General features: G+C 62.8%; 13 protein-coding genes and 1 pseudogene. 3 read left to right on the forward strand and 11 right to left on the reverse strand.

What is annotated here, in order from left to right; all coding sequences use genetic code 11:
* Window positions 1–758: 758 nt before the first annotated feature.
* Window positions 759–1,202 (forward strand): hypothetical protein, encoded by a 444-nt coding sequence (locus tag U9R80_RS14865; RefSeq protein WP_301837509.1) that lies wholly within the window; start codon window positions 759–761, stop codon window positions 1,200–1,202.
* 52 nt (window positions 1,203–1,254) lie between these two features.
* On the opposite strand, the gene U9R80_RS14870 is transcribed toward U9R80_RS14865, so the two are convergent.
* The 10 genes from U9R80_RS14870 to U9R80_RS14915 all read right to left on the reverse strand — a co-directional run bounded on the left by U9R80_RS14870 (window position 1,255) and on the right by U9R80_RS14915 (window position 14,536).
* Window positions 1,255–1,905: a dTMP kinase gene (locus U9R80_RS14870; RefSeq protein WP_301837508.1), complete on the reverse strand. Its 651-nt coding sequence runs from the start codon at window positions 1,903–1,905 to the stop codon at window positions 1,255–1,257.
* A 39-nt stretch (window positions 1,906–1,944) separates the two neighbouring features.
* On the reverse strand, window positions 1,945–2,856 hold the full coding sequence (locus U9R80_RS14875; RefSeq protein ID WP_301837507.1) for a LuxR C-terminal-related transcriptional regulator: 912 nt from the start codon (window positions 2,854–2,856) through the stop codon (window positions 1,945–1,947).
* A complete protein-coding gene (locus U9R80_RS14880; RefSeq protein WP_301837506.1) occupies window positions 2,841–4,322 on the reverse strand; it encodes an aldehyde dehydrogenase family protein in 1,482 nt (493 codons plus the stop codon). The genes U9R80_RS14875 and U9R80_RS14880 overlap by 16 nt, the downstream gene beginning before the upstream one ends.
* Before the next feature lie 55 nt (window positions 4,323–4,377).
* Window positions 4,378–5,421: a zinc-dependent alcohol dehydrogenase gene (locus U9R80_RS14885; protein ID WP_301837505.1), complete on the reverse strand. Its 1,044-nt coding sequence runs from the start codon at window positions 5,419–5,421 to the stop codon at window positions 4,378–4,380.
* Between the two features lie 90 nt (window positions 5,422–5,511).
* Window positions 5,512–6,099 carry a hypothetical protein gene (locus U9R80_RS14890; protein ID WP_301837504.1) on the reverse strand — a complete coding sequence of 196 codons (588 nt, stop codon included), beginning with the start codon at window positions 6,097–6,099 and terminating at the stop codon, window positions 5,512–5,514.
* An 18-nt stretch (window positions 6,100–6,117) separates the two neighbouring features.
* The gene (locus U9R80_RS14895; RefSeq protein ID WP_301837503.1) at window positions 6,118–7,554 is read right to left on the reverse strand and encodes an APC family permease; all 1,437 of its coding nucleotides are present in this window, start codon (window positions 7,552–7,554) and stop codon (window positions 6,118–6,120) included.
* Window positions 7,555–7,735: 181 nt separating this feature from the next.
* Window positions 7,736–10,114, reverse strand: coding sequence for a TonB-dependent siderophore receptor (locus tag U9R80_RS14900; RefSeq protein WP_301837502.1), 2,379 nt, complete (start codon window positions 10,112–10,114; stop codon window positions 7,736–7,738).
* Window positions 10,115–10,130: 16 nt separating this feature from the next.
* Window positions 10,131–10,850 carry a siderophore-iron reductase FhuF gene (fhuF, locus tag U9R80_RS14905; RefSeq protein ID WP_301837501.1) on the reverse strand — a complete coding sequence of 240 codons (720 nt, stop codon included), beginning with the start codon at window positions 10,848–10,850 and terminating at the stop codon, window positions 10,131–10,133.
* 1 nt (window position 10,851) lies between these two features.
* Window positions 10,852–12,513, reverse strand: coding sequence for a cyclic peptide export ABC transporter (locus U9R80_RS14910; protein ID WP_301837500.1), 1,662 nt, complete (start codon window positions 12,511–12,513; stop codon window positions 10,852–10,854).
* Between the two features lie 1,060 nt (window positions 12,514–13,573).
* On the reverse strand, window positions 13,574–14,536 hold the full coding sequence (locus tag U9R80_RS14915; protein ID WP_324803081.1) for a FecR family protein: 963 nt from the start codon (window positions 14,534–14,536) through the stop codon (window positions 13,574–13,576).
* A gap of 210 nt (window positions 14,537–14,746) precedes the next feature.
* On the opposite strand from U9R80_RS14915, the gene U9R80_RS14920 reads away from it, so the two are divergent.
* Window positions 14,747–16,093, forward strand: coding sequence for a lysine N(6)-hydroxylase/L-ornithine N(5)-oxygenase family protein (locus U9R80_RS14920; RefSeq protein ID WP_301837498.1), 1,347 nt, complete (start codon window positions 14,747–14,749; stop codon window positions 16,091–16,093).
* Window positions 16,078–16,725, forward strand: a pseudogene (locus U9R80_RS14925) (GNAT family N-acetyltransferase); the annotation flags it as partial. The gene U9R80_RS14920 and the pseudogene U9R80_RS14925, both read left to right, overlap by 16 nt.
* A gap of 653 nt (window positions 16,726–17,378) precedes the next feature.
* On the opposite strand, the gene U9R80_RS14930 reads toward U9R80_RS14925, so the two are convergent.
* Window positions 17,379–18,341: an alpha/beta hydrolase gene (locus U9R80_RS14930; protein WP_301837497.1), complete on the reverse strand. Its 963-nt coding sequence runs from the start codon at window positions 18,339–18,341 to the stop codon at window positions 17,379–17,381.
* Window positions 18,342–18,374: the final 33 nt, after the last annotated feature.

Raw genomic sequence — 18,374 nt, forward strand, 5'->3', positions numbered from 1 at the left:
GGCAAACGCCCCAAAGGAACACAAAGGTCTCGCCCCACCAGGGGCCCTGCGCTTCGCTCCGGGTCCCCTCACTCCGGTGTCGCTACGGGGTATCGCGGCCTACGACTTGCTTCGCCAAGTCTACGTCTCGCGACTTCGGCTAGCGCCGAAGGTGCTTCGCACTCACCCCTCCACTTCCCCTACGCTCGGCCCTTCTGGTTAACGGGGCAGGTAGATCAAAAGCAAGATCAAAAGCAAAAGAGCGGTGCCTACTGGCTCACCGTGGTCCAAAAGCAAGAGCGCAGCGAATTGTGCTCTTGATCTTGATCCACCCGCCCCGTTAACCAGAAGGGCCGAGCGGAGGTGTCGTGGAGGGGCTAGCGCGTAGCGCCTTCGGCCTTGGCCGAAGTTGCGAAGCGTAGAGTTGCTTGCAACTCGTAGCTCGCAATGCCCCGTAGCGACACCGGAGAGAGGGGACCCGTAGCGAAGCGTAGGGCCCCTGGTGGGGCGAGAATTTTTTGCTTACTTTTTTTTTCGACTGAAAAAAAGTAAGGCGCCGTAAGGGCGCAAAGGTGACTCGGCGCCGCCGTGGCAAATGGATAAGCTCACAAAAGCCACAAAGCCACAAAGCCACAAACAACATCAACCCCGTAAACCCGTGAAGATCCTTGTATTCCGGCTACAACTGACCACCCATCAGCCGAATCCCGTATTCGGAGCAGGAAACTAGACTTCATAGGGGGGACCAAATCAACGCACCTCACATCAGGAGATCTGTGATGAACAGAACATCTTGGCTAGCGTTGGTAGTGGCAGTCGGGGCGATTTCAGGTTGCGCAAGCAACGCCGATATTGTCGATGTCCCTCTCAATGCTACCCCGCAGAATGCAGGCCATACCGCGCGTGCCTCCCTGAACCCTACAGGCGATACCACCAGCATCTACCTCACCACCGCCGGCTTGCCCGACCACATGGCAGTCCCGAGCCGCCTTGAAACCGAAATCTACGCAGGCTCCTGCCAAAACCTGGGAAAAGCGCCTGCCTACAAGACCGACAAGGTCGAAACCCTCAACTACCTGTCCCTGGCCCCGCGTACCCGCTATGGGTCCCAGGCCCCGGTAGCGCTGGCTGACTTGACCCGGGGAGACTATGCCTTGCTGGTGCGCACCAGCGCGGCCGATGGCAGTCGACCCATGTTCTGCGGCGACATCAAAGCCGGCTAAGACCGCATCAGGCAAGCGGTTCGGTAAGGTTTCCGTTGCGGCACCCGCCAGGTCACAGTGGCGGGTGCTCCTGGCTGACTGCGCCTTCGGCATCCGCAAGCACGCGATAGATCTCGCAAACCACCTGCATCGTTGCCTCTTCGACCGTCCGTTCATTACGGCACAACACCCAGCCGTGATCGACGATGGCTCGCTCGAACGCCTCGGTACAGGCGACATGCTCTTCCAGCGTGTGCATCACTGTACTGCCCAGGCCACGCGAGCGTGCCGCCGCCCGCGCCCATGAAATTCCAGGCGCGGTGACAACCCCGACATGCAGGTCTGGCACTTGCACATTCCGATCAATGTTCAGTTGCAGAATTTCTGCAAACGGGAGCAACCGGCGAAACGCCGCATCGGACGGGTACCAGCGATCGATCAAGATGATGCTGTCGCGTGGCTGTTTAGGCAGCACGTGCCGGGAAATCCAGGCACGGCTATCGGCAAAGCGCTCACACACCTGCAATTCCAGCTCCCGGCTGGGATGCCTGACGAGCTGGTTGACGAGGGCCATTGTTTCACCGCGATAGGGATCGCTTTTTTTCTCGCACAGGCGGATCACCTTCTTGTTGTCGGCCCTCAATACTTTGGTAATGGCCTCCAACAGCGTGGTTTTGCCAGACCCCTTGGGCCCATCCAGAGAAACGAACAGCGGACGATTCATTCTTCAACTAACGCTTGATAACCGACGGTGGCGGGCACTCTACCCTAGTTCCTGGCTACAGATCGCTTTTGCAGGGTTCAACGATTTCCCCTTGATCGCCTGTACAAACAGCGCCAATAGCTCTGACTGACTGCCAATTCCCAGCTTTTCATACAGGTTCTTGCGGTGAACCTTCACCGTCGCCGGGCTGATCCGCAGCTTCTGCGCAATGGACTGGCTGGAGTGCCCCTGCAGCAACAACCTGACCACTTCACGCTCACGCTCGGTCAACGAACCACGGCCAAAGTTGGCAAACGCCTCTTGTACCAGGTGGTCATGATCATCCATCGGCCTTGCCGCGGCCTGGCTGTTTGCTTCCCAGGCCGCGCGCACTGCCGCGCTGACCACCGGGACGGCGCTTTCCAGTTGCCTGATTTCGTCGTCAAAGAACCGTGTGCGCCCGCGTCGGCGCATCAGTGACAGCACCCCATGGGTGTCCGGGCGCAAGGTGATGAAAAAACCCACTTCTTCGCACAGCCCGAGATGGTGGTAATAGGTCAGGAAGTATTCGCTGTTGTAGAACTGGTCCGGCGCCAACTGGCGCATGCTGTAAACGCCCTCGGACTGTTCCGGGTGGCAGGCCAGGTAGAACGGATCGAGCAGGTAAGGACCGGTCTGGTACTCGTCTATGAAGATGCAGCGCTGTTCTGCCGTGAAGGTGTCGAACAATGCCAGCGGGCGATAGCTGCCCTCATAAATGAACAGCACGAAGTGGTCCGCGATACTCAAGCGTCTCAACCAGGCAGCCAGCGCTCGCAACTGCTGACCGCCGGGCGGCTGCGTCAGCACGTCGACAACACTTCGAGTCCAATCAGTCAGGTGCAGTTGCATCAGCGCAAACCTCAAGGGGTGCAGGTAGCCGGTGGAGCAGGCCACCGGTTTGGCAGGCAGCGGTTTTACTTGAGGTACCACCCCCAGTCCTGGTCGCTGTCGTAGCGGGTAATCTGTTTGATTTCCAGGTAGTTGTTCAACCCCCACTCGCCCAGCTCGCGACCGATGCCACTCTGTTTGTAGCCGCCCCAGGGCGCCTCGGTAAAGGTCGGCTGCGAGCAATTGATCCAGACGATGCCGGCGCGCAGTTTGCGTGCCACCCGTTCGGCACGCAGCAGGTCTTTGGACATCACCGCCGCCGCCAGGCCGAAGCGCGAGTCGTTGGCTGAACGCAGCGCCTGGGCCTCATCGTCAAACGGCCGGATGCACACCACCGGACCGAATACTTCTTCGCGCCAGATCCGGCTGCCGGGAGGTACATCGGCAAAGATCGTGGGTTGCAGGTAGAAGCCTTTGTCAAAACCGGCCGGCCGCACGCCTCCATAGACCAGCCGAGCGCCCTCCTCCAGCCCGTCGGCAATGGCGCTCAACACCTTGTCGTACTGGCCCTTGCTCACCAGTGGCCCAAGCAGCACGCCGTCCTCCAGGCCGTTGCCGATGCGAAGCTTCTCGGCCTCCTGGCGTAGCCGCTCCAGTAGCGGCGCGTAGAGTTCGCGCTGCACCAATACCCGCGACGTCGCGGAGCACACCTGTCCCTGGTTCCAGAAGATGCCGAACATGATCCACTCGACAGCCGCCTCGATATCGCTGTCGGCAAAGATGATGAAAGGCGACTTGCCGCCCAGTTCCAGGCTGATGTTCTTGATGTCGTTGGCGGCCGCTTGCATGATCCTGCTGCCGGTGGGCACGCTGCCGGTGAAGGCCAGCTTGTCGATACCCGGATGCGCGGCCAGCGCGGCACCGGCGTCCTGGCCCAGGCCAGGCAGCACGTTCAACACCCCGGCAGGCAACCCGGCAGTGTCCGCGATGCGCGCCAGCTCAAGCGCCGTCAAGGGCGTCAGCTCGGATGGCTTGAGCACCATGCAGCAGCCGGCCGCCAAGGCCGGTGCCACCTTCCAGGCGGCCATCAGCAGGGGGAAGTTCCACGGAATGATCGCACCGGCCACGCCCACCGGCTCCTTGCGCACCACTGAGCTGAAACGCTCATCGGCCAAGGCGACGGGGTGTTCTTGCTGATCGTCCAGGCCTTCGGCGAGCTCGGCATAGTAGTCAAAGCAGCCCGCGGCATCGCCGATGTCCCACAGGGCCTCCGGCAGCGGCTTGCCGTTGTCGCGCACCTCCAGTTCGGCCAGTGCCTGTTGGCGATTGCGGATGCCCTGGGCGATACGCCGCAACACGTCGGCCCGCGCCGAACCGTTCATGTGTGGCCAAGGCCCCTCGTCAAAGGCCTGGCGTGCGGCCCGCACGGCCAGGTCGACGTCGGCGGCCGTGGCAGCGCCTACCCTGGCAATCAGTGCCTCACTGCTCGGGTCGATCGTGTCGAAGGTCCCGCCCTCGACCGGGTCCACCCATTGCCCATTGATGTACAGCTGCGTATCGGCATTCATGATTGAGCTCCAAGCAAGCCACCCGGCTGGCGCGTGCACGCCAGCCGGGCCAGCGTCAGGAAATTTTCAGTACTTTGCGGCCCACTACCGTTCCCTGGCGAATCTGCTCGAAAATCGCGCCGATCTCCTCCAGGGTGGTCAGGCTCGCCTGGACCGCAACCAGGCCATTGGCGGCAAACTCCACGGCCTCGTGCAAGTCTTGCCGGGTGCCCACGTTGGAGCCGCGGATGGACAGCTCCCAGTTGACGATGCGGTCGATGGAGCTGCGCACTTCATCGGCAGCACCGCCTGGCTGGCCAATGTAGATTGCCGTGCCGCCGGGACGCAGCAGTTTCACGGCCAGTTCAAATGCCTTGTTGGAGGTGGCCGTCACCAGCACGCCATGGACCCCACCCAGCTCTTCGTGGATCGCACTTTCAGGGTCTTTGAGCACGTTGTACACGCGCTCGGCGCCCAAGCGGTGGGCCAGTTCCAGTTTTTCATCACTGACGTCAACGGCCACCACCCTCAAGCCCATGGCCTTGGCATATTGCACCGCCACATGCCCCAGGCCACCGATGCCGATCACGGCCATCCACTGCCCCGGACGCGCCCCCGAACGCTTGAGCCCGCGATACGTCGTGACCCCGGCGCAGAGAATCGGTGCCAGCGCATACAAGTCGGCACCTTGCGGTACTTTTGCCACGAACGCCGCTGGGGCAATCATGTACTCGGCATAGCCCCCGGGTTTGCTGTAGCCGGTGGCCTCGCCCTGCTTGCAGATGGTCTCCATGCCTGCACGGCAGTACTCACACGCGCCGCAGGCGCTGTACATCCAAGGCACGCCAACGGTATCGCCAACCTTATAGCCGGTCACCCCCTCGCCCAGCTCGGCAATATGCCCGGTCACTTCGTGGCCGGGAATCAGCGGCAGGTTGGGCGGTGTAGGCCAGTCGCCATCGCAGGCATGCACATCACTGTGGCACACGCCACAGGCCACGACCTTGATGAGAATTTCACCGATGCCAGGCTGCGGAATAGGCACCTGTTCAAGGTTCAGCGGTCCGCCCAGCTCACGAAGTACAGCGGCTGTCATGGTTTTCTTGTTTGTGTCCAACATAACGACATCCTCATGAAGTAACGTTTTTTGGCAACACTGTCCCCTCGCGCGCAGGGCTCCTGCGCGCGCAAGGCTGTTCGATGACCACGCTCAGCCGGCCAAGGCCTGGCATCGGCTGGCGTGAAGAATCAGGGAGAGCTGTTGAATGAGCAGCACCGTGCTGTCCACTTCAGCAGGTGTGGGTTGGCGCCCGTACTTCACCGGCGGTATGAGCATCCAGACAAAGTCCCCATAGTTGGGACTCAGTACGACCTCACAGGTTTTCTCTGCGGCGTGGTAGTGGATGCTCAAGCCCCCCAGCTCCATGGCCGTGCACAGGGGCAGTACAACGGCACTGGCGTTGAGTTGATCGCACAAGGCGCTGTTGCCCCGCTGCCCGACAAAGCTCGCCGTCCGGCTCGATGGCTTCCAGCCGCGATAACGCAGGCGAATCACCTGGGATACGGCGCCCAGGTCCACTGCGACCTTCCAGCGCCAGCGGCAGGTGTAGATGCGGCCGATCAATTTGCTCGACAAGCGATGCTCGAGCACCAGGTCATCCGCGGCCAGGCGGTGGTCCAGGCCTGACACTGCACGTACCCCCTCCCCACCGTCATGCGCCATGTACGGGTCGAAGCGAGAAACCGTATCGCGAAGCATCTGCTGCGCGCGCCGGTCGATGATCGAATAAAGATCCATGCGGGCTCCGTCGTCGGGTTACTGGCGTTTCAGCTGGGCAAGCAAGTCACGCTCGACACCGTCACCGGGTTCATCCAGCGATTCGGAGCGATGCACGATCCGGCGCAGCACCTCGTCGAGCGGCACCGGCTGGAACAGGGCCTGGCCGGTCTTCTTCAGGTAGATCACGCCAAACGCCAGGATCAACGCCGAGCACACCACGGCAATGCCCAGCACCTGGGCGTCCGCGACCAGTGAACCGATCATGTAAAGGCATGCAACAATCCCGACCACCTGTGGCAACGGATAGAGCGGCGTGCGGAATGGACGGTGGGCATTGGGGTACTTGGCCCGCAGTACCAGCACATTCACCTGGGCGATCAGGTACGACATCAACCAGGTGGTGCAGGCCACGCTGATCATCATGGTGATCAAGGCAATGTCGGCATGGTTGGCCATGGCGTAGACCAGAACGATCAGGATCAGCGCCACCACAAAGAAGATACTGAACCAGGGTGTTCTGGCGGTGGGGTGCAGCCAGGAGAAGATCTTCGGCAGCATGCCTTCGCGCGACAGGCCATAAAGCATGCGCGGCACGGCGATCAGGTAGGTGTCACAGGTCGTCACCGCCGCCAGGATCGAGATACTGCCCATGAGGATCAGCCCCGGCTGGCCGAGCATGGCCGCAGCGCCATCGACATGGGGAATGGTCGAGGCCGCCAGCTCTTCAAGCGACAGGTAACGGGTGATGCTCAAGCCAAACAGCAAGTCGACCAGCCAGATGCTTGCGCAGCCGAAGATCATTGCCAGGGGGATGGTTCGCCCCGGGTTCTTGACCTCTTCGGCCAGGGGCGCGACGAATTCCATCCCGATGAACAGCCAGATCGCCAGGCTCAGGTGACCCAGCTGGTCCTGCCATGTGCCCACTGAGAAGGCCGGCTGCTCGGCCAGTTGCGGGGCAGTCTGGAACCCGGACAAGCCCCATACACCCACCAGGCCAAGCATCAGCATCATGGCGATGGCCAGGGTCGTTTGTACCCGGCCGAACAGGTCCACGCCTTTGAGGTTGATGGCCACCAGTACCGCCAGGATACCCAGTGAAAACAGGTACCACGGCACCCCTGTCAAGCGCTCCAGCGACTGGCCGCCGATGATCATGTTGGTACCGCCGTCGGTGCCGACCAGAACGATGTAGCCAGCCAGTACCGCAAACAGGGCCGGGAGCTTGCCCAGCGCAGGCAGCGTGTATTCACCCACCATGCCGGCCCCCGGCAGCATGGCCGCAAGCTCGGAATAGGACATGGCGATACACAGGATCACCATCAGGGCCAGCAACGCGACGATGCTGAATGCAGGCCCCGAAACACCGTAGCCGTTACCCAGCGCCACCATGGCCGTACCCGAAACCACCAGGCCCACCGATGTGGAGTAGGCAGCCCAGAACCCCAGGCTTCGGCTCAACTTCAAACTACTCATAACGCACCTCTCCACTATTGTTTTTTTAATGACAAGCGGTGTGACGTAAACAGGAAGTGGGGTAACGCTATCAATGCAGCCCTGAAGCTGTACATACACCGACGGGGGTAGACGGGCGCAGAAACAACACTGGCGCCCGAAGGCGCCAGTGACGTTTTTCAATGAGGATGGAAGCTTCGGCCTACCAGTTATAGGTCACGGTACCGTAGACCGTCCGCTGCTGGCCGTACTGGCAACCCACCGTGCTGAAGCAGCCCGCCACGTAGTCCTCGTCGAACAGGTTGGTGGCGTTGAGCGACACTTCCACACCGTCGAGCGAGGCGTCGACCTTGCCCAGTTCGTAAGCGACCAGGGCATCGACCACGCTGTAGCTGTCGACCTTGAAGCTGTTGGCCGAATCACCGTAGGTGCTGCCCACGTAGCGGGCGCCGGCGCCAATGCGCAGCCCTTCGAGCGGGCCGCCCTGGACGATGTAGTCGCCCCAGATCGAGGCCATGTGCTCGGGAATCCGGAACGGTGTGTTGCCTTTGTTGCCGACGTCAGACTTGGTGACTTCGACGTCGTTCCAGGTGTAGCTGCCAATCAGGTTGAAACCCGGGGTGACTTCGGTCTTGCCCTCAAGCTCGATACCCTGGGAGCGAACTTCGCCTTCCTGGCGCGAGAAGCCGCCGACGTTTTCGGTGGCATTCTCCTTGGTCAGGTCAAACGCCGCGATGGTGTACAGGCTGTTGCTGCCCGGCGGCTCATACTTCAGGCCCACCTCGTATTGCTTGCCGACTTCCGGGTCGAGCTGCGAGTTGCTGGCGGTGATGCCCATCACCGGCAGGAACGATTCGCTGTAGCTGGCATAAGGGGCCAGGCCGTTGTCGAACAGGTAGACAATACCCGCGCGACCGCTGAACTTTTCATCCTTCTGGGTTTGCGGATCGCGGTCGTCCTTCTGGTTGCTGGCCCAGTCGTAACGACCGCCGAGCAGGAACACCCAGTTATCGACCTTCATTTGATCCTGCAGGTACACACCGGTCTGCGACAGCTTCTGCTCGTAGCTGGAGGCACTGAACGGAATGAAGGTCAGCGGCTCGCCGTAGACGGGATTGAACACGTCGAAGGTCTGCAGGATGAAGTTGAGCGACTGGTCCTGGTCGAACTTGCCGTTGTTGTAGTCGACGCCGGTCAGCAAGGTGTGCTCCACCGGTCCCGTGGCGAAGTTGGCCTGGATCTGGTTGTCCATGGTGAACAGCCGGCCATCGCCCTTGCGCTCGTCGTTGTAGCGCGAGTAGGCATCGCCCGCCGGGCCGAACAAGGCAATTTCGGAGCTGGACTGGCGGTAGTCGCTGTAGCGAACGTTCTGACGCAGGGTCCAGATCTCGTCGAAGCTGTGCTCGAACACATAGCCCAACGACGTCTTCTCGTTGGTCATGTAGTCGTAGGCGCTGTCGCCGACGTAGGTATCGCGGTCCAGGCGGCCACGCGGGTCGCGAAACACGGTGCCCTGGGCCGGCAGCGGGTTGGCGAAGTTGCCGGTCTGCTTCTGGTATTCGCCCAGCACAGTCAGCTCGGTGTTGTCACTGGGCCGATAGCTGATCGCCGGTGCCAGGTACTCGCGGCGGTTGGTGATGTGATCGGCCTGGGCATCGGCTTCGCGAAACAGGCCCGTGAGGCGGTAGCTCCACACCCCTTCATCGTCCAGGGCATCGCCGAGGTCAAAGGCACCCTGCTTGTAATCGTGGTTGCCCATTTGCAGCTGCACTTCACGCAGCGGGTCGAGGGTCGGACGCTTGCTGACCAGGTTCACCTGGCCGCCGGGGTCGGAAGCACCGTAGAGCACCGAGCTTGCACCACGCAGTACCTCGATCCGCTCCAGGCCGTAGGGCTCCGGGGCATCCCAGCCCAGGAAGTCGGGCAGAAAGGTGCGGGTGCCATCGCGCAGCATGCGGCCGGTGCCTTGCTGGAAGCCGCGAATGGTCATTTGATCGGTAACGAACTGCGGGCCAGCCAGTTCGGCGTTGATGCCCGGGGTATAACGCAGGGCCTGGGCGACCGTCTTGGGTTGTTGGGCCTTGATCTGCTCACGGGTGACCACCGACACCGAATACGGTGTTTCGATGATCGGGGTATCGGTCTTGCTGCCCGCCGATGCACGCTTGGCCACATAGCCGTCATCCGGGCTCACCGAACTGTACGCCTGGCTGACCACGCTGGTGGTGGGCAGGGCAATCGCCGCACCGTCGCGGTGGCTCTGCAAGGTCACATGGTTGCCTTCGATCTGGTAGGCAATGTTGGTCCCCTGGAGCAACTGGCGCAGCGCTTCCTCCGGCTCCATATTGCCGGCCACACTGCGGCTGCGCAGGCCGGAGACGGTGTCCTGGCTGTAGATGATCTGCAAATTGGCCTGGCTGCCCAGCTCGTACAAGGCCGAGGACAGCGACTTGGCCGGAATGTTGATCTGCACCGGTTCAGCCATCGCCGGGGCTGCGGCTGCCATGGCAAGCCCGAGGGTAGCGGCGGCGATGCCGCGACGCAGGCGCTGTGCCTGTTGATTCAGTGGATAGACGCTCATGATGGTCCTGATGGTTTTATGGTTGTATTGGCATGTTGTGTGTGTCCTGGCGCGGGGCCAGTGGGCAGACCGCACAGCGATCGAACGCCAGGCGCTCGCGCAGGCAGCAGACCCGCCGCGTGATGCCGTTGGCGTCGCGGCGCAATGCACTGCGCAAGGCATGACAGCCGCCCCCCTGGAGGCCGTCACGCAAATGAGCCCGCGCTTCCCCAAGCGCGCGGGTCGGTACTACGCCCTGGGCCACCTCCAAAACCCAGTCGATGCACAGCGCCACGTTGCCCCACAGCACGCGCGGCGCAAGGCCGGTATGCGCCGCGAAGCGACTGACGAACGGTTCCAGCAACTGCGCCTGCAGCGCATCGAGCAGCCGCGCGCCATTGCCCTCGCCTGCCGGCGTGCGCCCTGACAGCGGCAGGTGCAGTTCACCCGGGGCGCCCTGCGCATCCACGGTCATGCGCAACTGCCCCAGTTCCAGGCTTACCGGCTCGGCATACAGCAGTCGCGCCAGCAGCAGCGGCGGCAGGATCAGCGCGCTGCTCTCCTGATGCCATTGCGACGCCACCGCCCGTGGATCAGCCTCTGGCCAGTTGCGCGCATACCGCCCCAGCGCCTCGCGCAACAGCCCCGGCTCCAGCCAGCGGCTGAGCAACGGCGCGCCACTGCCCGGCTCGACGCGTGTGCGCGACGCGAGCGGCTGCAGTACCGGCGGCAGGCGCTGGGCCAGCGATGGGCTCACTTCAGCCCGCCTCGGCGCCGCTGACGCGATGTTGCACCAGACGGCCGTTGTCGATGCGCAACAGCGTGTCGGCGGCATCGAAGTAACGGTCGTCGTGGGAGATCACCACGATGGTCTTGCCCAGGCGCTGCAGGTCTGGCAGCAACTCGGTATAGAAAATGCGGCGGAACGTCGGGTCCTGATCGGCGGCCCACTCGTCGAACACCAGCACCGGGCGATGTTCGGTCCACGCTTGCAGCAGTGCCAGACGCTTGCGCTGGCCGGTCGACAGATCGAGGGTAGAGAAACGCCCCTCGTCGATACGTACCTTGTGCGCGATCTCCAGCCGTTCCAGGTACACCATCGCCTCCTCGGGCACCTCATCGCCCTGCTGGACGAGGTCCTCGAACAGGAAGAAGTCCGACAGCACCGTGGTGAACAGCTGGCGATAATCGTCCCGCTGCGTGGCGTCGACGGGCTTGCCGTCGAGCAGCAGGCTACCGCTCTGGGGGACGTACAAGCCCAGCAAGAGCTTGATCAGGGTGGTCTTGCCGCCGCCGTTCTCACCGACGATGAAGACAATCTCGCCCTTGCGCATCGACAGATTGACCGGCCCGATGGCAAAGCCCGAGGCGCCATCCTCGCTCGGATAGCGGTAACGCACGTCGCGCAGCTCGATGCTGGTGATGTCGGTAGGCAGCGGCTTGTCGCGCGCTTCCTGCAAGTGCGGCTCCGGCGAGGTGAACTGCTCGGACAGCTCGGCAATCCGGCGAAACGCCACTTGTGCACGGCTGATGGCGGGCAGCGTACTGAGCAGATGCTCCAGCGGCCCTTTCATGTACAGCAACACCAGGATGAAGCCACTCAGGGTCGCGGTACTGGTGCTCGGCCACATGGCCTGGAAGCCCAGGGCCACGCCAATGACGATGAAGAACAGCGTGGAGCCGACGCCCTTGGCCACCACGAACTGGTTGATCGAGTTCACCTGCTTCTGGCAGATGCTGTCGGCGGTGCCCTCGATGCTTTCCTTGAGCAGGCGTTGGCGGCGCGGACGGTTGATGCGCAGTTCCTTGGCGCCTTCAGCGATCGAGCGGTAGTGCTTCTGCAGATCGTCTTCCAGGTCGCGGGCCTCGAAGAACCCCTTGATGCCCCGTGCCCGTGCATAGTACTGCGCCACCGAGCCCAGCAGAATCGCCAGGGTGGTGGTGAGGAACATTCCCGGCGATAACTGCACCAGGTACACCAGGCAACCCAGGGTGACGCTGAACGACACCGCCAACGGGGCGAAGGCGAAGGCAAAGTCGCTGATGGTGTCGACATCGTGGGTCAACACCGGGATCAGCCGGTGACTGCGGTAGCGTTCGAGCTGGTCGATGGGTGCGCTGAGGATCTTCAGGCCCAGGCTCTTGCGCAGGCGGGCAATCACATGCTGGCCGACATAGTTGGTGCCGATGTCGGAGATGACCGAACCGAGCAGCGCCATCAGGCACAATCCGGCAAAGCCCAGCAGTACGCCCCGGCTGGCGCCGTCTTCAGCATGCAGGGCATGGTTGATGGTCGCCAGCAGCCCGGTGATGCTCAGGCCACCCAGAATGCCGAGCACGGTGGAGACCAGCAACAGTGGCCAGAAAGGACGCAACACCTGTGTCAGTTCATGCAGGGTACTTCGTGCAGGTTCGCTCATCGTCTCGGGTTCCAGGCATGACGCTCGCCATTGGCCGGGGCCTGTGTGCGGGCGTGTTAAAGGGCATGCCTGAACGACGAATGAGCGTGAGATTTATTCAGCGAATTGTTGGAAAAGAAGGTGGGGGGGCGAAATTTCTGGGATTGGGATTCTTGTGTTGGTGTTGGTGTTGTGGGTTTATCCATTCCATGTGGTGACGCTGATGGCCCCTTCCGCCCTTACGGCGGCCTACTTTTCTCTTGGGAAAAGTAGGCAAAACCGCTCGCTCCTGCATCCGGCCCTACGCTGCGCTCCGGGTTCCCTCGCTCCGGTGCCCTCCAGGGGCCTCGCGGCCTACGACTTGCTGCGCCAAGTCTACGGCTCGCGACTTCGGCTACGCCGAAGGGTGCTGCGCACCTGCCCCCTCCAGACACCTCCACTCGGCCTCCTGAAGTCGCAAAGTTACGGGCGGCGCCTGGAAGGACGCATCTTCGAGATCAAAGACCACTGCCAACAAGCAGGCAGGAGCAGGCTCGGTGGGAGCGGGCTTGCCCCGCGATGGGCCCCAGAGTCATGCACATCCAGGCGCAACGCTGAAGCGGGATCTCCGGCAGGCATGAATCTGTCGGCAAAATTCAAAATCCATCGCGGGGCAAGCCCGCTCCCACAGATTGGGCCATCTCCCACCGGCGGGTGACGCCCACGGCCCGTCCCCGCTTTTGATCTTGATCTTCATGCACGAAGGTTCAGGCGCCGCAAAATGCGACTTCAGGAGGCCGAGTGGAGGTGCCTGTAGGGGCAGTGCGCAGCACCTTCGGCGTAGCCGAAGACGCGAGACGTAAACTTGGCGAAGCAAGTCGTAGGCCGCGTGGCCCCGGAAGGCGCCGGAGCGAGGGGACCCGGAGCGCAGCGTAGGGCCGTATGCAGGAGCAAGCGGTTTTGCCTACTTTTCCCAAGAGAAAAGTAGGCCGCCGTAAGGGCGGAAGGGGCCGGCAGCCTCGCCGCACGAAATGGATAAGCTCACAACTCAGCCCAACCCAACCAAGGATCATCGCCCCCGGAACGCCGTGAAGACCTAAATTCAGCGAGCCGAAACCAGAATCACACCATCGCTGTGGCGCAATTTCACCGGAAGTACCTGCGGCAACGCCCTGACCAAATGGCCAAGGTCGGCAGTGTCGTAAATGCCGCCAAAGCGCAGATCACCGACCGCACCGCCCTCCAGCTGCAGCGGCACCTTGAGGTAGCGGTTTATCTGCGCGATGGCATCGCGCAGGCTGATGTCATCGAGCATCAACTTGCCGTTGCGCCAGGCCGCCGGACGCGAGGGGTCGATACGCTTGAGCTGGAGCGAGCGCCCCTGGCTGGCCACCGCCTGCATGCCGGCGGTCAGCTCGGCGCCCTGATTACGGCCGTCGCCGCCCTCGCTGCGCGACACCAGCACCGTGCCCTCGGTCACGCTGACAGTCGTCTGCACCGGAGCGGTCCAGACGTTGAAATGAGTACCCGTCACCCGAATGCTGGCGTTGTCGGCGCTTATCACGAACGGCTTGTCCAGGTCGCGCTGCACATCGAAATACGCCTCGCCATCGCGCAGCACCACCTGGCGCTGGTCACGAAAGCCCAGGTACAGCATGCCGGAGCGCTGGTTCAGCTCGACCTGGCTGTGATCCGGAAGCTGCACCTGACGGCGCGCCTCCTCGGCCATGTAATAACGCACACTGCCCGGCAGTACCCCCCAGGACCAGCCAGCCCCCCAGGCGCCGCCCACGGCCAGTACCAGCACGGCCGCACGGGCCAGCAACGGCGCAGCACGCCGCCGCGAACGCCCCCTCTCCGGCACCTGTACACGCGGCGGCAATTGCTCGCTGACCTGCCAGACCTTGCACATGTTGGCGTACTCCACCGCGTGCGCCGGGTCGGCATCGTACCAACGCAGGAATTCAGCGCGATCGGCGTCGGTGCACTCCTCGAAATGCAGACGCACGCACCAGTCGGCGGCCATTTCGCTCGGGGCTTTGTCGGGGTGGGAGGGGTTGGGCATGATGTGCTGACAGCAGGAAAATTTCGCCAAGCTTACTCCATCCACTTCGCTTTTGCTGGGTTTCCCCCCTGAATTTGCTGATCCGTTCGTAGGTCAATTCGGCCGTTGCTGAAGAACCTGCGCGTTCATTCGTCAAGCCTGATGAACGCTTCTGACGCGCTGTCCACTTGGTCACACGTTCAGGGCACCACTTCAAAGGAGGATTCGCGAATGTCCCAGCGACAGTCCAGCAACAAGCCTTTCGACGTGATCGGCGTCGGCTTCGGCCCTTCCAACCTGGCCCTGGCCATTGCCCTCGAGGAACAGGCCGAGACGGCAGGCCGCCGGGCCAACAGTCTGTTCCTCGATCGGCAGACTGACTATCACTGGCACGGCGACACCCTGGTCAGCCAGAGCGAACTGCAGATTTCCTTCCTCAAGGACCTGGTCACCCTGCGCAACCCCACCAGCCGCTACAGCTTCGTCAATTACCTGCAGCAGCACGGACGCCTGATCGACTTCATCAACCTGGGCACCTTCTACCCGTGCCGGATGGAATACAGCGACTACCTGCGCTGGGTCGCCGGGCACTTCAGCGAGCAATGCGCCTACGGCAATCGCGTCGAGCGGGTGGAACCCGTCATTGGCCTGGACAAGACCATCGAGCTGCTGGATGTGGTCTCGGTCGACAGCCAGGGCCGCGAGCACCGTCGCCGCACCCGTTCGGTGGTCGTCGGCACCGGCGGCACGCCGCGCATTCCCGCGGTATTCAAAGGGCTGCGCGACGATGGCCGGGTGTTCCACCACTCGCAATACCTCAGCCGCATCACCCAGCAGCGCTGCGCACGCGGTGAGCCCATGCGCATTGCCGTGGTCGGTGGCGGGCAAAGCGCCGCCGAGGCGTTCATCGACCTCAACGACAGTTACCCCAACGTACGGGTCGACCTGATCCTGCGTAGCGAAGTGCTCAAGCCTGCCGACGACAGCCCCTTCGTCAACCAGATCTTCGCCCCGGAAAACACCCACCTGTTCTTCGATCAGCCCGAGTCCGAACGCGAGCGTCTGATCAGCGAGTTCCACAACACCAACTACTCGGTGGTCGACCTCAACCTGATCGAACAGATCTACGGCATCCTCTACCGCCAGAAAGTCTCCAAGCGCGAGCGCCATGCCTTCCGCTGCCGTACCCAGGTGCAAAGCGCCAGCGCCGGCGAGCATGGCATCCGCCTGCACCTGCGCGAGGTCGCCACTGGCCACGAAGAGGCGCAACACTATGATGCGGTGATCCTCGCCACCGGCTACGAGCGCAAGTCGCACAAAGCCCTGCTCGCGCCGCTGGCCGAGTACCTGGGCGACTTCGACGTCGAGCGCAGCTACCGCGTGCGCGCCACGCCAAACCTCAAGGCCGGCGTGTTCGTCCAGGGTTTCTCGGAAGCCAACCACGGCCTGAGCGACACCTTGCTGTCGGTGTTGCCGGCACGCGCCTGGGAAATCTCCGAAGCCTTGCTCGAACTGGCCGAAGCTGGTGGGCACGGCCATCTGGAGCTACTCGACAACGTGCTGTCGGCGTCGGCCTGAAAGGAGCTGCCTGGATGAACATGACCACCGCAACGCTGACCCCTGCCCCGGCCCGCAGCAAGCCCCAGGGTGAGCTGTACCGTCGCTATGACGAGCGCCTCGGGATGTGGTTCTCCCTGCGCACGCTGGACATCGAAACGGACCTGCCGCTGTTCAACCGCTGGCAGAACAACACCCGCGTGGCGCACTTCTGGGACGAGCAAGGCACGCTCGAGGAGCACCGTGAGTACCTGCAGAAGATTGTCGATACTCTGCACATCTTCAGCGTCATTGGTTGCTTTGACGACGAGCCCTTTGCCTATTACGAGGTGTACTGGGCGCAGGATGATCGCATTGCGCCATTCTATCCGGCGGGTGAGTTCGACCGTGGTATCCATATGCTGGTGGGCGAGGAGCATCACCGCGGGCCGGCCAAGGTCGATTGCTGGCTGCGTTCGCTGGTCGACTGGCTGTTGCTCGACGAGCCGCGTACCTGTCGGGTGGTGGCTGAGCCCCGTGCCGACAATGCGAAGATGATCGGTTACATGGCGTCGGTGGGTTTTGGCAAGCTCAAGGAGTTCGATTTCCCGCACAAGCGTGCCGCGCTGATGGTGCTCGAACGCGCCGACTTCAGCCCGTTGTCGGTGGGCTGATCTTCCATGCCGGGCGTATTGCGCCCGGCCTTCGGTTCTTGTGACCGGGACATGGTGAACGCCTGTGCGCAGACATGGTGGACACCTCATGATCCGTCCTCCGGAGCGTGGGCTGGGGGTTACGTCTGCGAGCTTATCCATTTCATGTGGCGACGCTGATGGCCCCTTCCGCCCTTACAGCGGGTCCCTTTTGTCTTGGCAAAAGGAACCGGCCTCCTGAAGTCGCGAAGTTACGGGCTGCGCCTGTACTGGCGCATCTTCGAGATCAAAGACCACTGCCAACAGCCAGGTAGGAGCGGGCTCGGTGGGAGCGGGCTTGCCCCGCGATAGTCCCCTGAGCCGTGCACATCCAACTGCAACGCTGAAGCGGGATTACCGGCAGGCATGAATCTATCGGCAAAATTCACGATCCATCGCGGGGCAAGCCCGCTCCCACCGATTGGGCCTGTTCCCACTGGCGGGAGCCCGCTTTTGATCTTGATCTTCATGCACGAACGTTCAGGCGCCGCAAAATGCGATTTCAGGAGGCCGAGTGGAGGTGTCTGTAGGGGGCTGGTGCGCAGCACCTTCGGCTAGGCCGCCGTAAGAGCGGAAGGGGCCGGCAGCCTCGCCACAACAAATGGATAAGCCCACAGGACCACCCGCGAAAAACCTTACTCACAGCTCCGCAATGCCTGAGCCAGGCTACCCGCCATCTCGGCATAGACCTGATCAATCCCCGGCATGATCGCCCCCATCCGCAACAGATCGTGAGTCCCCGCATAGTCGCGCCAGGTCACGCTCACCCCCGCCGCCTGCAAACGCTCGACATAGGCAACCCCCTCATCATGCAGCGGATCGTACTGCGCCAGCCCCACAAACGCCGGGGCCACCCCGCGCACGTCCTCGCACAGCAGCGGCGAAAAGCGCCAGTCCAGGCGATCAGCCGGGGTACGCTGGTACTGGCTGTAAAACCACTCCAGCGTGGCACTTTCCAGCAGATAACCTTCGTCGAACAAGTCATTGGAAACCGTCGCGCGCGAAGCATCGGTGCTGGGATAACACAACAGCTGCAGGCGAATCAGCGGCCAGTCCTGCGGCGCCCTCGCCGCCTGGATCGCCAGCACCGTCGCCAGGGTCGCCCCGGCACTGTCGCCGCCCACCGCCAGCCGGTCCACATCCAGGCCCAGCGCGGGGCCCTCGGCCTGCAACCAGCGCAGGGCATCCTCGGCATCGAACAGCGCTGTCGGGAAGCGGTGTTCCGGGGCCCGCCGGTAATCCACGGCGAGCACCGCGCAGGGCGTGCGCCAGGCAAGCTCGGCGCAGATGCCCTCATGGGAGTCCAGGCTGCCCACCACATAGCCACCGCCATGAAAGTACAACAGCACCGGCCACGCCCCGTCGCAGGCGACCTCGGGCAGATAGAGGCGCAGCCCCAGCTCGGCGCCGTCGCGTGTGCGCGCTGTCAGCTCGCGCCGCGCAACTTGCCGGGGCCAGGGCCAGACCAGCCCGGCGGAGGCTTGCTCGAAGGATTCGCGCGCCGCCACCGGTGACAAGGCGTGCAGCGGTGGACGGCCGGCGAGCCGACCCTCCTCCACCAGGTCCAGGAAAGCCGTGAGTTCAGGGTGCAGTGACATAGTCCAGGGTCCTTGAAATGGGGGTGACGCGGC

Source organism: Pseudomonas sp. JQ170C (assembly GCF_035581345.1).
GTDB lineage: Bacteria > Pseudomonadota > Gammaproteobacteria > Pseudomonadales > Pseudomonadaceae > Aquipseudomonas.

Excerpts from the sequence above, each read along its gene's own strand:
- U9R80_RS14865 (WP_301837509.1), top strand. The coding sequence starts at position 759 with ATGAACAGAACATCTTGGCTAGCGTTGGTAGTGGCAGTCGGGGCGATT.
- U9R80_RS14870 (WP_301837508.1), bottom strand. The coding sequence starts at position 1,905 with ATGAATCGTCCGCTGTTCGTTTCTCTGGATGGGCCCAAGGGGTCTGGC.
- U9R80_RS14880 (WP_301837506.1), bottom strand. The coding sequence starts at position 4,322 with ATGAATGCCGATACGCAGCTGTACATCAATGGGCAATGGGTGGACCCG.
- U9R80_RS14885 (WP_301837505.1), bottom strand. The coding sequence starts at position 5,421 with ATGTTGGACACAAACAAGAAAACCATGACAGCCGCTGTACTTCGTGAG.
- U9R80_RS14890 (WP_301837504.1), bottom strand. The coding sequence starts at position 6,099 with ATGGATCTTTATTCGATCATCGACCGGCGCGCGCAGCAGATGCTTCGC.
- U9R80_RS14895 (WP_301837503.1), bottom strand. The coding sequence starts at position 7,554 with ATGAGTAGTTTGAAGTTGAGCCGAAGCCTGGGGTTCTGGGCTGCCTAC.
- U9R80_RS14900 (WP_301837502.1), bottom strand. The coding sequence starts at position 10,114 with ATGAGCGTCTATCCACTGAATCAACAGGCACAGCGCCTGCGTCGCGGC.
- U9R80_RS14910 (WP_301837500.1), bottom strand. The coding sequence starts at position 12,513 with ATGAGCGAACCTGCACGAAGTACCCTGCATGAACTGACACAGGTGTTG.
- U9R80_RS14915 (WP_324803081.1), bottom strand. The coding sequence starts at position 14,536 with ATGCCCAACCCCTCCCACCCCGACAAAGCCCCGAGCGAAATGGCCGCC.
- U9R80_RS14920 (WP_301837498.1), top strand. The coding sequence starts at position 14,747 with ATGTCCCAGCGACAGTCCAGCAACAAGCCTTTCGACGTGATCGGCGTC.
- U9R80_RS14930 (WP_301837497.1), bottom strand. The coding sequence starts at position 18,341 with ATGTCACTGCACCCTGAACTCACGGCTTTCCTGGACCTGGTGGAGGAG.